Here is a 13,024-nt window from a genome sequence, read left to right as displayed (position 1 = left end):
CGCCAAACCGGCTGCCCTAAAAGGGTAGCCGGTTTTTTTCGTGCGCATAGGATAAAAAAGAGGAGGCGATAGCATGAGCGTGGAACAAACATACAAATGGTTTGAAAAAGCCGCTTCAATAGATGATCTGGCGCATTACATTGTCCCGTACTTTTCAAATACGAAGAAAGAAGACTGGAAAGGCATCTTGGGACATTTGCAGCATCACGGAATGTTTAAAAACATAAAAGAGGGAATAAGCACGTCTTCTATTCTGAAAGAAAAAGGACTTTTCCGGCATATACAAAAAGAGGAGCAGTATCTCAAAAAGAAGTGGCAAGGACCTGACGTGCCAATCGTAGCACTGCCGGTTGATGAACGTAACAGAAGAATCCGTTTAGAATTCGGGTCAAAATCAGGGCTCGCCTTCCCAGATAAAATGTTTCTCTTTCTCTCATCAGATATCGAATTGTCCTCGGTTTCAGCCCTTATGACACATGAATATCATCATGTTTGCCGGTTAGATCATATGACAAAAGAGGAAAAAGACGTCACATTACTTGATACAATCATCATGGAAGGGCTGGCAGAATATGCTGTTTATGAGAGGTTAGGCCAAAGCCAAACGGCTGAATGGACCACCTGGTATACCCCTCTGCAGCTTGAGATTTTTTACGAAAAAAAGATAGCGCCTCATCTGAACATCAAACGGGGTCATCAATTGTTCGATCAGTTTTTATACGGCAAAGGATATCAGCCGAAAATGCTTGGATACGCAGTCGGATTCAATATTGTAAAAAAATATTTAACAGAGAACAGAGCCAGTACAACAGAAGGGTTGTCCATCTCTCCTGAAACCTTTTTGAAAGCAACGCTTTAAAAGAATAAAATAATGGAATTCCATTAATAATATTACAATTATCCTAAAAAATTCTTGATTTTGCAAAATGATTGTAATAATATACAACTATAAAATTTTTCGATAATTCAATATTGTTTATTATTTCTGAATAGAAGGATTACTTTCTCTTGAAAACGTTTGGCGACAAGAGGGGGAAAGGGGAGCTAGCATGAGCACACTTTTAGAAGTGAATAATTTAAAGACTTATTTTTTTAGAAAAAAGGAGCCGATCCCTGCGGTGGACGGAGTCGATTTCTACATCAAAAAAGGCGAAACCGTCGCGCTTGTAGGCGAATCGGGCTCCGGCAAAAGTATTACTTCATTGTCTATTATGGGTCTCGTCCAGAGCTCAGGCGGAAAAATCATGGACGGCACGATTAAACTCGAAGACAAGGACCTCACCTCATTCACTGAAAATGACTATTGCAAAATCCGCGGAAACGAAGTATCCATGATCTTTCAAGAACCAATGACCTCCCTTAATCCGGTGTTAACGATCGGAGAACAAATTACCGAAGTGCTGATTTACCATAAAAACATGAAGAAAAAAGAAGCGCATCAAAGAGCCGTTGAACTCTTGAAGATGGTTGGGTTTTCGAGAGCTGAGCAAATGATGAAGGAATACCCGCACCGTCTATCTGGCGGCATGAGACAGAGGGTAATGATTGCCATCGCGCTCAGCTGTAATCCAAAACTGCTTATTGCCGATGAACCGACCACGGCGTTAGACGTGACGATACAAGCCCAAGTGCTGGAGCTAATGAAAGATCTCTGCCAGAAGTTTGATACTTCAATTTTGCTGATTACACATGACTTAGGTGTCGTATCGGAAGCAGCCGACAGAGTCATTGTCATGTACTGCGGACAAGTCGTAGAAAATGCCTCAGTCGATGAGTTATTTTTAGAGCCCCTTCATCCTTATACAGAAGGCCTGCTAATGTCTATTCCAGTCATAGATGGAGAGATTGATAAATTAAATGCGATTAAAGGCAGCGTGCCGACACCAGATAATCTGCCGCCGGGGTGCCGTTTTGCTCCTAGGTGCCCAAAAGCGATGGATAAATGCTGGACCCATCAGCCTTCGCTTTTGACACACAAAAGCGGAAGGTCAGTGAGATGCTTTTTATACGAGGAAGAAGGTGCCGAACAATCATGACAGCAGCTAATCAGGAAACAATTTTAGAACTTCGGGACGTAAAAAAATATTTCCCGATCCGCTCAGGTTTTTTTCAAAGAAAAGTTGGTGATGTGAAAGCGGTGGACGGTGTTTCGTTTTCTTTAAAAAAAGGAGAAACACTCGGAATCGTTGGAGAGTCGGGCTGCGGAAAATCGACTGCCGGCCGAACGATGATCAGGCTGTACAAACCGACTGAAGGCCAGATTCTCTTTAAGGGACAGGATATTTCCAATCTGTCAGAGGAGAATTTACGAAAAAACGTCCGCAAAAATATTCAGATGGTCTTTCAAGATCCATTTGCTTCGCTGAATCCAAGAAAAACGCTGCGGTCTATTATAAAGGAGCCTTTTAACACGCATCACATGTACACGATGCGAGAACGAAATGAGAAAGTCGAAGAGCTGCTTGCGAGAGTAGGCCTTCATCCGTCGTTTGCCTCACGCTATCCCCATGAATTTTCCGGCGGACAGCGTCAGCGGATCGGCATTGCGAGAGCCCTCACGCTGAATCCGGAGCTTATCATTGCGGACGAACCGGTTTCTGCACTTGATGTATCGATTCAGGCCCAGGTCATCAACTTAATGGAAGAATTGCAGGAAGAATTTAATCTGACGTATCTATTTATCTCTCACGATTTAAGTGTCGTCCGCCATATCAGTGACAGGGTCGGAGTAATGTATCTCGGCAAAATGATGGAACTGACCGACAAGCATGAGTTATATGACAATCCGCTGCACCCGTACACCCAAGCCCTTTTATCATCTGTCCCGGTTACAAGAAAAAAAGGATCTGTCAAACGCGAACGCATCGTCCTGAAAGGAGAACTGCCCAGCCCGGCCAATCCGCCAAAAGGCTGTGTTTTCCATACAAGATGCCCCGTTGCAAAACCGATATGCAAGGAACAAATACCAGAATTCAAAGAAGCTGCTCCCAGCCATTTTGTGGCTTGTCACCTTTATAGCTAACTGTCGCCCGCACAGCTTTGAGAGGGGGTATGCTACTACATAAACAGCAGCTAAGAAGAACGAACATTTCAAGAGGGGGAATATCTAATGAAAAGACGTAAAACCGCACTGATGATGCTAAGTGTATTAATGGTGATGGCCATCTTTTTATCGGCCTGCTCGGGATCGAAATCAAGCAGCAGCGAGAAAAAATCAACCGGCAAACCGCAGCAGGGCGGGGACTTGGTTGTTGGTTCAATCGGTGCCCCGACACTTTTCAACTCATTATATTCAACGGATGAATCGAGTACAGATATAGAACAAATGATTTACAGCTTTTTAACAAAGACAGATGAAAAATTAAATGTCAAAATGTCATTGGCTGAGAGTGTCAAAGAGCTGGATGGCGGACTGAAATATGATGTAAAAATCAAAAAAGGCGTTAAGTTTCATGACGGAGAAGAACTTACTGCTGACGATGTAGTATTTACGTTTAACATCCCGCTGAACAAGGACTACAAAGGTGAGCGCGGCTCTAACTTTGAAATGCTGAAATCAGTAGAGAAAAAGGGAGATTACGAGGTTTTATTTACCCTGAAATACAAAGACCCTAACTTCTATAACAATACATTAGACAGCTACGGCATTCTTCCGGAGCATATTTTAAAAGATGTACCGGTTGCGCAGCTTGAAGATAATGAATTTAACAGAAAAAATCCAATCGGCTCAGGGCCTTTCAAATTTAAAGAATGGAAAGATGGGCAATACGTCAAGCTCGTTGCCAATGATGATTACTATGACGGGCGCCCGTATTTAGACAGTGTCACGTATAAAATCATTCCTGATGCCAATGCTGCGGTTGCCCAGCTTCAAGCGGGGGATATTGATTTCTTTAACGTTCCGTCAACTGATTATAAGACAGCCGAATCGTTTAATAATGTCAAGGTTGTAACAGACTTGGCGCTGAGCTACTCATATATCGGCTGGAATGAGAAAAACGAGCTCTTTAAAGATAAAAAAGTACGCCAAGCGCTCACCACCGCTTTAGACCGTGAAACGATGGTGCAAACTGTATTGGATGGAGACGCGGAAGTCGCTTATATTCCGGAAAGCCCGGCTTCCTGGAACTATCCGAAAGGCGTAGAAGTGCCTAAATTTAAATACAACGTGAAAAAAGCGAAGAAGATGCTCAAAGAAGCCGGCTGGGAAGATACTGACGGTGACGGCATCTTAGATAAAGACGGCAAAAAATTCGAGTTTACGCTGAAAACGAACCAAGGAAATAAGGTGCGTGAGGATATTGCAGTTGTTGTCCAAGAACAGCTGAAGAAAGTCGGTATTAAAGTAACGCCGCAAATCGTGGAATGGAGTGCGCTTGTTGAACAAACCAGTGCCCCTAATTGGGACTATGACGCAATGGTGTTAGGCTGGAGTCTGTCCACTTTCCCGGATCATTACGATATCTTCCATTCAAGCCAGTCTGAAAAAGGCTTAAATAATATGTGGTACAAAAATCCAGAGGTTGATAAGCTTCTGAAAGCTGCAAAATCGATCAGTGACCGTGACGAATACTCTAAAGCCTATGAAAAGATTTACCAAAAGCTTGCTGAAGATCAGCCGTATACCTTCCTTTATTATCCGAACAACCATATGGCGATGCCAGCTAACTTAGAGGGGTATGTGTATCATCCGAAACGTACACTATATCAGATTGAAAAATGGTGGCTTGCCCAATAATTTTCCCTTGAAGGGGAGGGAGCGAATTTCCTTCCCCCTTCTATATTGAAAAAGAACCACAAAGGGGACAAGAATATGGTTACATATATCATTCGAAGAACGCTATCTTCGATTCCTATCCTATTAGGAATTACAATTTTGTCTTTCGTCATTATGAAAGCGGCTCCCGGAGACCCGATGACGCTTATGATGGACCCTACCATCAGCCAGGCAGACAGAGCGCAGTTTATTGAAAAATACGGCCTGAATGACCCGGAATACGTTCAATATTTAAAATGGCTCGGCAATATGGTTCAAGGGGATTTCGGAACGTCCATTATCAGAAAAGGAACGCCTGTTTCAGAGCTGATTATAGCAAGGCTGCCTAACACACTCCTCCTTATGCTGGTGTCGACGATTTTGGCGCTGATCATTTCAATCCCATTTGGTGTGATTTCTGCAAAAAAACCGTATTCAAAACTGGATTATGGCATTACATTTACTTCATTTATCGGTTTAGCGATCCCGAATTTTTGGTTTGGACTGATTTTAATTATGGTGTTTGCTGTAAATCTCGGCTGGTTCCCAACTGGGGGAGTCGCTACTCTTAACACAGATTTTAGCTTATTAGACCGGATTCATCATTTGTTATTACCCGCATTTGTGTTAGCTACGGCAGATATGGCTGGCTTAACGAGATATACAAGGTCAAATATGCTTGATGTGTTAAACCAAGACTATATCCGAACAGCCAGATCAAAAGGCTTTAAAGAAAATCGCGTGCTATTTAAGCATGGCTTGCGGAATGCGCTATTGCCTGTTATTACGATCTTCGGATTAATGATTCCCTCTTTTATCGGTGGAGCGGTTGTCGTAGAGCAGATTTTCACTTGGCCGGGGCTGGGAAAACTGTTTGTGGATTCGGCATTCCAGCGTGATTATCCGGTTATTATGGCAATGACCGTAATTTCAGCGGTGCTTGTCGTGGTCGGAAACCTCGTTGCAGACATCCTTTACGCGATTGTTGATCCGCGGATCGAATATTAAGAGGAGGGAAACAGAGATGTCAGAGCTGCAAACAACTCCCTCGCCGGAGATCAGACTGAAAGAAAACATTTCGAAAAAACCAGAGACGATGACTAAGATCTTCTGGGAAAAATTTTCGAAAAACAAGCTGGCCATTCTAGGTGCCGTCATTCTGTTTATCATTGTTATGTCGGCTGTTTTCGCTCCTTTGATTGCACCTTATCCCCAAGAGCAGCAAAGCTTGCTTGATAAGTATAAAGCGCCGGGTCTTGAACATTTGATGGGAACGGATAAATTCGGCCGCGATATTTTCAGCCGGATTTTGTATGGAGCGCGCGTCTCTTTATTGGTCGGTTTTGCTTCTGTAGTCGGTTCTATTTTAATCGGAACTGTATTAGGGGCGTTAGCAGGTTATTTCAGAGGAATTGTCGACGCTGTCATTATGCGTTTAGTCGACATTGTATTATCCATTCCGGATATTTTCTTGCTGATCACGCTGGTTACCATTTTCAAGCCTGGCGTGGACAAACTGATTTTAATTTTCTGTCTCACCGGCTGGACAACAACGGCACGATTGGTAAGAGGAGAGTTTCTATCGCTTCGTTCAAGGGAATACGTTCTGGCTGCTAAAACAATCGGAACGAAGACTCACAAAATTATCTTTTCACATATTCTCCCCAATGCATTAGGGCCGATTATTGTGTCAGCAACATTAAAGGTAGGTTCCGTTATTCTCGCTGAGTCCGCGCTTAGCTACTTAGGCTTTGGGATTCAGCCGCCAATCGCAAGCTGGGGAAATATGCTTCAAGACGCACAAAATTTCACAGTGATGATTCAAGCATGGTGGTACCCATTATTTCCCGGGCTATTTATTTTAATTACCGTGCTGTGCTTCAACTTTGTCGGTGACGGTTTGCGGGATGCTCTTGATCCCAAAAATATTAAATAAAAATGAAAATCATGTTCGTTAGAAAATGTAACGAATTCCTAAAGTATGCAGATTTCCTTTGTCAGAAAATATACGAGGAAGTCTGCTTTTTGTGTTTATAACAGAAACCCAGTTATTCCAGATTTCCTCAATCTCTATGGAATAATTTCTCTGCACCTTGCCTATACTGTGGACAACAGTTTTTATAAAGTGAGGGGTTAGAGATGTTATTTCTTCATGATGTGTGGGTCAATTGGTTTGAAGGGGAAGAAAATGGCTACAATGTATGCCACTTTCATGAATGGCGCAAGGAAGATACGGTTGAGCTTTTGGATCAGGTGCCTCTCTTAAGGGTGCCGTCAGTATTGTTTCATTACATAGAAAACGATTTGTCAGAGCTTCCAAAAGATTTGCTTGAAGAGGTTCATCAAAAGTCGTACATTCGCAAAAATCATGAACGCACAAAGCTGGAGTATTGTTTTGTTGTGACGGACGGAATCGGCATTTTGGCTGTTGATACAATCGGCTACACGATCCCTGTCAGAAAAAGCCGCCTTATCCCGCGGCAGGAGCAGCTCGTGTATGAAATGGTGAAAGATGTAGAGCCGGAAACGTATGAATTTGAGCCGAAGAAGCTGGAGTCCTCAAAAGAATATCATATCTTATCATTGGCACCAGAGCACGTCAGAGGATTAACGAGAAAAGAGCGGCAAATTAAGCAGCTTATGTTTATGGCGCTGGATCAATTAAAAGGGCTGAAAAACCGTGCGGAGATTGGCTACTGGTACACAGAGTGGAACCCGCATATGTATGAACAAATCAAACGGATGAGCTTTGAAGAGATTTGGGACATGCTGTATAACGAAACCATTGAAGGCTGGTCGGACAAGCATTTGGCTTTTTGCGAAAACCTGATCAAAGGACAGCCTTTTTTCGAGAAGCTTTGGGAAATAGAAAATGAATCAAAGGTAAATTAAAAAAGACCGCTCTTGCAAATCGCAAGAGCGGTCTTTTTGTTATCGTCTTTTTCGGCCGAGACCCATGGCATTTTCCATTTTTTTGAGCATTTTGTTTGCTGTCCGGTTCGCCCGCTCAGCGCCTTCATCAAGAATCCGGTCTAATTCTTCGGACTCAATCAGTTCATGATAACGGTCTTGAAGTGGCTTTAATGCACCGACTACCACTTCTGCCAAATCACCTTTGAACTCGCCATAGCCTTTTCCTTCGTATTTCGCTTCAAGCTCTTCAATCGTCGTATGGCCGAGAATTGAATAAATCGTAAGAAGATTGGAAACGCCCGGTTTGTTTTCTTTATCAAATTTTACAATACCTTCAGAATCTGTCACAGCGCTTTTGATTTTCTTTTCAAGCTGCTTTGGTTCGTCCAGCAATGTAATAAAAGATTTCTGGTTTGGATCAGATTTACTCATTTTCTTCAGCGGGTCAGTCAAAGACATGATCCGAGCGCCTACTTTTGGAATCTTCACTTCCGGAATTGTAAAGATGTCGTTATATTTTTTGTTAAATCGCTCTGCAAGGTTTCGTGTCAGCTCAAGATGCTGCTTTTGATCCTCGCCGACAGGCACAAGATCTGTTCCGTACAGCAGAATGTCAGCAGCCATCAGCGGCGGGTACGTTAACAGGCCCGAGACAACTGCTTCTTTGCCATTTGACTTGTCCTTAAATTGAGTCATTCGTTCAAGCTCGCCGATATAAGCGACGCACTGCATCATCCATCCGGCCTGTGCATGTGCGGGAACCTCTGATTGAATAAACAGCGTTGCCTTTTCAGGGTCGAGACCGACAGCTAAATAAAGCGCAGCCAGACTGCGGATGTTTTTTCTCAGCTGAAGCCGATCCTGAGGCACTGTGATCGCATGCTGGTCTACGATGCAAAAATAGCTGTGATAATCATGCTGCAGTTCGACAAACTGCTTCATTGCACCGATGTAGTTGCCGAGTGTAACGGAACCGCTTGGCTGGATGCCTGAAAAAATCGTCTGTTTCATTGGAAAATCAACCTCATTTCTTAGAACATAATAAAAAAGGCTCATTCTTCCCCTGTAAAAAAGGGACGAATGAACCGTGGTACCACCCTGATTATTCCATTAAAATGGAATCACTCTGACGTTTGTAACGGAGACTGCTCCGGCTGAGCCTACTTTTTGGTTCGGTCAGCTGCTCCAAAGTCCATTCCACATTGCCCGTTATCTGCTCTCAGCACCGCAGACTCTCTTCAAACGGGTGAAATGCGTACTACTCTTTTTCATAGCAAGCTTTTCTTTTGATTGCTTCATTATAAATCAATTATAACCAATTGTCATCCTGAAAAAACGTTCTTTTTGCATGAAAATTGTAATGATATAAATAAAAGAACAGTTGTAAATCGCCCAAATGATAACCGCTCTCAGCAGTTAAACAGCTAGATATTATATGTATAAAGCAATATGGATTGGAAACTCCTAAAATAGTTTTTAATCAATTTATGCTTTAAACGGTAGAAGGATATCGCGTTATTGGCAGAAAAACTAACGAAGTTTAAAAATTTTAAATTGATAAAATAATATTGCAATAAAGAATTTGTTTCATTATAATGAACTTGTTCACTCTATTGTTACAGCTTTTTTACAAAAATAATCAGAAAAGACGGAACAGAATAAAAGTTATGTAAACTTAGGTTCATTTGTCTGATATTTCTGAGGATTTAGCCGTAAGGAGCTGAAAAAATGATTATTAGGGGGTTTGTGGATATGAAAAAACGTTGGTCGATTGTCACGTTAATGCTCATTTTCACTCTCGTGCTGAGCGCATGCGGCTTTGGCGGCAGCGGTTCAAACGGTGATGGGAAAAAAGACAGCAAAGGGAAGACGACACTTAACATTAATATTAAAACTGAGCCGTTCTCCTTACATCCCGGATTGGCAAATGACTCGGTATCAGGCGGTGTTATCCGTCAGACTTTTGAAGGATTGACACGTATTAATGCAGAGGGTGAGCCTGAAGAAGGCGCAGCTTCTAAAATTGAAACAAGCAAAGATGGAAAAACCTATACGTTTACGATTCGTGATGATGCAAAGTGGTCAAACGGTGACCCTGTCACAGCGCAAGATTTTGAATATGCATGGAAATGGGCGCTTGATCCTAAAAACGAATCACAATACGCTTACCAGCTCTACTACATAAAAGGTGCTGAGGCGGCAAATACCGGTAAAGGCAGCCTTGATGATGTGGCAGTGAAAGCTGAAAACGATAAGACATTAAAGGTTGAACTAAACAACCCGACTCCATACTTCACTGAATTAACAGCATTCTATACTTATATGCCGATTAACAAAAAAATTGCAGAGAAAAACAAAAAGTGGAACACAAATGCCGGAGACGATTATGTGTCAAACGGGCCATTTAAGATGACGGCATGGAAACACAGCGGATCTATCGATCTTGAAAAGAATGATCAATACTGGGATAAAGACAAAGTCAAACTGAAGAAAATCAATATGGTGATGATCAACAACGACAATACTGAACTGAAAAAATTCCAAGCTGGTGAACTTGATTGGGCTGGTTTGCCGCTCGGACAGCTTCCGACTGAATCTCTGCCTAGCTTGAAAAAAGACGGTTCTTTACATGTTGAGCCGATGGCGGGTGTGTATTGGTACAAATTCAATACTGAAGCAAAGCCGTTAGACAACGTCAATATCCGCAAAGCATTATCTTATGCGATTGACCGCCAATCGATTGTTAAAAACATTACACAGGGTGAACAAATCCCGGCAATGGCTGCGGTGCCGCCGACAATGAAGGGATTTGAAGATAACAAAGAAGGCTACTACAAAGACAACGATGTCAAAACGGCAAAAGAATATCTTGAAAAAGGCCTGAAAGAAATGGGCTTAAGCAAGGCATCTGACCTTCCGAAAATCAAGTTGTCTTATAACACTGATGATGCACATGCAAAAATCGCTCAGGCAGTGCAAGAAATGTGGAAGAAAAATTTAGGCGTGGATGTAGAGCTTGATAACTCAGAATGGAATGTATATATTGATAAGCTTCACAGCCAAGATTATCAAATCGGCCGTATGGGCTGGCTTGGCGACTTCAACGATCCGATTAACTTCCTTGAGCTGTTCCGTGACAAAGACGGAGGAAATAACGATACCGGCTGGGAAAATCCAGAATTCAAAAAACTTCTGAACCAGTCACAAACTGAAACTGATCCAACTAAACGTGCTGAGCTGCTGAAAAAAGCTGAAGGTATTTTCATTGATGAAATGCCAGTAGCGCCAGTTTATTTTTATACGATTCCTTGGGTGCAAGACGAAAATCTGAAAGGAACCATCATTACTGGAACCGGAGAAATTTATTTCAGAAACGCGTACTTTCAATAAGTCTTATTTGTGAAAACAAAAACCTCAAGGTATATGGGGACTTATTTCCCATATACCTTTCTTACTGAAGGATTGTAAAAATGTAAAAATCATGGAGGTGTTCCCCCTTGCTAAAATATATTGGAAGACGCTTAGTCTATATGATTATCACATTATTTGTGATTGTAACCGTGACATTCTTCTTAATGCAAGCAGCACCGGGCGGGCCGTTTTCGGGTGAGAAAAAGCTTCCGCCTGAAATTGAAGCAAACTTAAATGCGCATTATGGCTTGGACAAGCCGCTGTTTGTACAATATGCGAGCTATTTGAAATCAGTTGCAATGTGGGATTTCGGACCGTCATTTAAATATAAAGGTCAGAGTGTCAATGACCTGATCAGTTCAGGTTTCCCCGTTTCATTCACTCTTGGAGCAGAAGCTATTCTCCTCGCTTTAGCGTTTGGTGTACTGTTTGGGGTGATTGCAGCCCTTTACCATAATAAGTGGCAGGATTATACCGTCGCGATTTTAACGATCTTTGGTATTTCAGTTCCGAGCTTTATCATGGCGGCTGTGCTGCAATATGTGTTCTCCATGAAGCTTGAGCTGTTTCCGGTCGCGGGGTGGGAGTCCTGGTCATACACCTTTTTGCCTTCCATCGCACTTGCTTCCATGCCGATGGCGTTTATTGCCAGACTTTCCCGTTCAAGCATGATCGAAGTGTTAAACAGTGATTATATTCGCACAGCGAAAGCAAAAGGGCTGTCGCGTCCTGCAGTTACAGTGCGGCACGCCATCCGAAACGCGCTGTTGCCAGTCGTTACATATATGGGCCCTATGGCCGCTCAAGTTTTAACTGGAAGCTTTATCATTGAAACCATTTTTGGTATCCCGGGGCTTGGTTCACACTTCGTAAACAGTATTACAAACCGTGATTATACGGTCATTATGGGTGTAACGGTGTTCTTCAGTGTCATCCTGCTATTGTGTGTATTAATCGTAGACGTGTTATACGGCATTATTGATCCAAGAATCAAGCTTTCCAAAGCAAAGAAAGGAGCCTAGGCCATGCAGAACATTCCAAAAAACATGTTTGAACCAGCCGCAGCGAATGCCGGCGATGCTGAGAAAATAAGTAAAAAGAGCCTTTCCCTCTGGAAAGATGCGATGTTACGCTTCCGCAGCAATAAGCTTGCGATGGTCGGGCTTGTTATTATTGTTCTCATTATTCTCATGGCGATTTTTGCGCCTGTTTTCTCAAAATATGATTATTCGACTACCAATCTCTTAAATGCGGATAAGCCGCCTTCAAAAGATCACTGGTTCGGGACTGATGATCTAGGAAGGGACATTTTCGTCCGTACATGGGTAGGTGCGCGAATTTCAATCTTTATCGGTGTCGCAGCCGCTGTTCTTGACTTGCTGATCGGTGTTATTTGGGGCAGTATTTCAGGGTTCCGCGGAGGCAGAACAGATGAGATTATGATGCGTATCGCAGATATCCTTTGGGCTGTTCCTTCATTATTAATGGTTATCCTGCTGATGGTCGTTCTTCCGAAAGGGCTGTTAACGATTATTATTGCCATGACGATTACGGGCTGGATTAACATGGCCAGAATCGTTCGCGGACAAGTGCTGCAGCTGAAGAACCAGGAATACGTGCTTGCGTCGCAGACACTCGGGGCGAAAACATCCCGTCTGCTGTTTAAACATATCGTGCCGAACGCAATGGGCTCTATTTTAGTCACGATGACACTGACTGTTCCAACCGCGATTTTTACAGAAGCCTTTTTAAGCTATTTAGGACTTGGTGTTCCGGCTCCTCTTGCAAGCTGGGGAACGATGGCTTCTGACGGATTGCCTGCATTGACCTATTATCCGTGGCGTTTGTTTTTCCCTGCCGGTTTTATCTGCATTACCATGTTTGGTTTTAACGTTGTCGGCGACGGATTAAGAGACGCATTGGATCCTAAGTTACGTAAATAAG

11 protein-coding genes and 1 other annotated feature are annotated in these 13,024 nt (G+C 42.8%); of the genes, 10 read left to right on the top strand and 1 reads right to left on the bottom strand.

All coding sequences use genetic code 11. The features are described 5' to 3' along the window. Positions 1 to 73 precede the first annotated feature (73 nt). The 7 genes from AU387_RS16600 (at position 74) to AU387_RS16570 (ending at position 7,648) form a co-directional block, all read left to right on the top strand. Positions 74 to 859, top strand: a complete 786-nt coding sequence (locus AU387_RS16600) for a DUF2268 domain-containing putative Zn-dependent protease (protein WP_059336273.1) — start codon at positions 74 to 76, stop codon at positions 857 to 859. Positions 860 to 1,049: 190 nt separating this feature from the next. Continuing rightward, positions 1,050 to 2,036, top strand: coding sequence for an oligopeptide ABC transporter ATP-binding protein AppD (appD, locus tag AU387_RS16595; RefSeq protein WP_044156398.1), 987 nt, complete (start codon positions 1,050 to 1,052; stop codon positions 2,034 to 2,036). Beyond that, positions 2,033 to 3,022, top strand: a complete 990-nt coding sequence (appF, locus tag AU387_RS16590; protein ID WP_044156397.1) for an oligopeptide ABC transporter ATP-binding protein AppF — start codon at positions 2,033 to 2,035, stop codon at positions 3,020 to 3,022. Before appD ends, appF begins: the two co-directional genes overlap by 4 nt. 87 nt (positions 3,023 to 3,109) lie before the next feature. Continuing rightward, on the top strand, positions 3,110 to 4,738 hold the full coding sequence (locus tag AU387_RS16585; RefSeq protein ID WP_059293042.1) for a peptide-binding protein: 1,629 nt from the start codon (positions 3,110 to 3,112) through the stop codon (positions 4,736 to 4,738). 75 nt (positions 4,739 to 4,813) lie between these two features. After that, positions 4,814 to 5,764: an ABC transporter permease gene (locus AU387_RS16580; RefSeq protein ID WP_044156395.1), complete on the top strand. Its 951-nt coding sequence runs from the start codon at positions 4,814 to 4,816 to the stop codon at positions 5,762 to 5,764. 16 nt (positions 5,765 to 5,780) lie between these two features. Beyond that, positions 5,781 to 6,692, top strand: coding sequence for an oligopeptide ABC transporter permease AppC (gene appC / locus AU387_RS16575; RefSeq protein WP_024120911.1), 912 nt, complete (start codon positions 5,781 to 5,783; stop codon positions 6,690 to 6,692). Positions 6,693 to 6,895: 203 nt separating this feature from the next. After that, positions 6,896 to 7,648: a YjbA family protein gene (locus AU387_RS16570; protein WP_024120912.1), complete on the top strand. Its 753-nt coding sequence runs from the start codon at positions 6,896 to 6,898 to the stop codon at positions 7,646 to 7,648. Between the two features lie 39 nt (positions 7,649 to 7,687). On the opposite strand, the gene trpS is transcribed toward AU387_RS16570, so the two are convergent. Next, positions 7,688 to 8,680: a tryptophan--tRNA ligase gene (gene trpS / locus AU387_RS16565; protein WP_059336503.1), complete on the bottom strand. Its 993-nt coding sequence runs from the start codon at positions 8,678 to 8,680 to the stop codon at positions 7,688 to 7,690. 58 nt (positions 8,681 to 8,738) lie between these two features. After that, positions 8,739 to 8,950, bottom strand: a binding site (T-box leader). Between the two features lie 471 nt (positions 8,951 to 9,421). On the opposite strand from trpS, the gene oppA reads away from it, so the two are divergent. The 3 genes from oppA to oppC all read left to right on the top strand — a co-directional run bounded on the left by oppA (position 9,422) and on the right by oppC (position 13,023). Next, the gene (gene oppA / locus AU387_RS16560) at positions 9,422 to 11,059 is read left to right on the top strand and encodes an oligopeptide ABC transporter substrate-binding protein OppA (RefSeq protein ID WP_059336271.1); all 1,638 of its coding nucleotides are present in this window, start codon (positions 9,422 to 9,424) and stop codon (positions 11,057 to 11,059) included. Between the two features lie 107 nt (positions 11,060 to 11,166). Beyond that, complete coding sequence (gene oppB / locus AU387_RS16555) at positions 11,167 to 12,102, top strand: oligopeptide ABC transporter permease OppB (RefSeq protein ID WP_024120914.1); 936 nt, start codon at positions 11,167 to 11,169, stop codon at positions 12,100 to 12,102. Positions 12,103 to 12,105: 3 nt separating this feature from the next. Further along, entirely contained in the window at positions 12,106 to 13,023 is a 918-nt protein-coding gene (oppC, locus tag AU387_RS16550; protein WP_024120915.1) for an oligopeptide ABC transporter permease OppC, read from the top strand. The last annotated feature ends 1 nt before the right edge of the window (position 13,024 follow it).

The sequence above is a fragment of the Bacillus halotolerans genome, from assembly GCF_001517105.1.
GTDB lineage: Bacteria > Bacillota > Bacilli > Bacillales > Bacillaceae > Bacillus > Bacillus halotolerans.
This window is presented reverse-complemented; position numbering and strand designations above follow the sequence as displayed.

Excerpts from the sequence above, each read along its gene's own strand:
- AU387_RS16600 (WP_059336273.1), top strand. The coding sequence starts at position 74 with ATGAGCGTGGAACAAACATACAAATGGTTTGAAAAAGCCGCTTCAATA.
- appD (WP_044156398.1), top strand. The coding sequence starts at position 1,050 with ATGAGCACACTTTTAGAAGTGAATAATTTAAAGACTTATTTTTTTAGA.
- appF (WP_044156397.1), top strand. The coding sequence starts at position 2,033 with ATGACAGCAGCTAATCAGGAAACAATTTTAGAACTTCGGGACGTAAAA.
- AU387_RS16585 (WP_059293042.1), top strand. The coding sequence starts at position 3,110 with ATGAAAAGACGTAAAACCGCACTGATGATGCTAAGTGTATTAATGGTG.
- AU387_RS16580 (WP_044156395.1), top strand. The coding sequence starts at position 4,814 with ATGGTTACATATATCATTCGAAGAACGCTATCTTCGATTCCTATCCTA.
- appC (WP_024120911.1), top strand. The coding sequence starts at position 5,781 with ATGTCAGAGCTGCAAACAACTCCCTCGCCGGAGATCAGACTGAAAGAA.
- AU387_RS16570 (WP_024120912.1), top strand. The coding sequence starts at position 6,896 with ATGTTATTTCTTCATGATGTGTGGGTCAATTGGTTTGAAGGGGAAGAA.
- trpS (WP_059336503.1), bottom strand. The coding sequence starts at position 8,680 with ATGAAACAGACGATTTTTTCAGGCATCCAGCCAAGCGGTTCCGTTACA.
- oppA (WP_059336271.1), top strand. The coding sequence starts at position 9,422 with ATGAAAAAACGTTGGTCGATTGTCACGTTAATGCTCATTTTCACTCTC.
- oppC (WP_024120915.1), top strand. The coding sequence starts at position 12,106 with ATGCAGAACATTCCAAAAAACATGTTTGAACCAGCCGCAGCGAATGCC.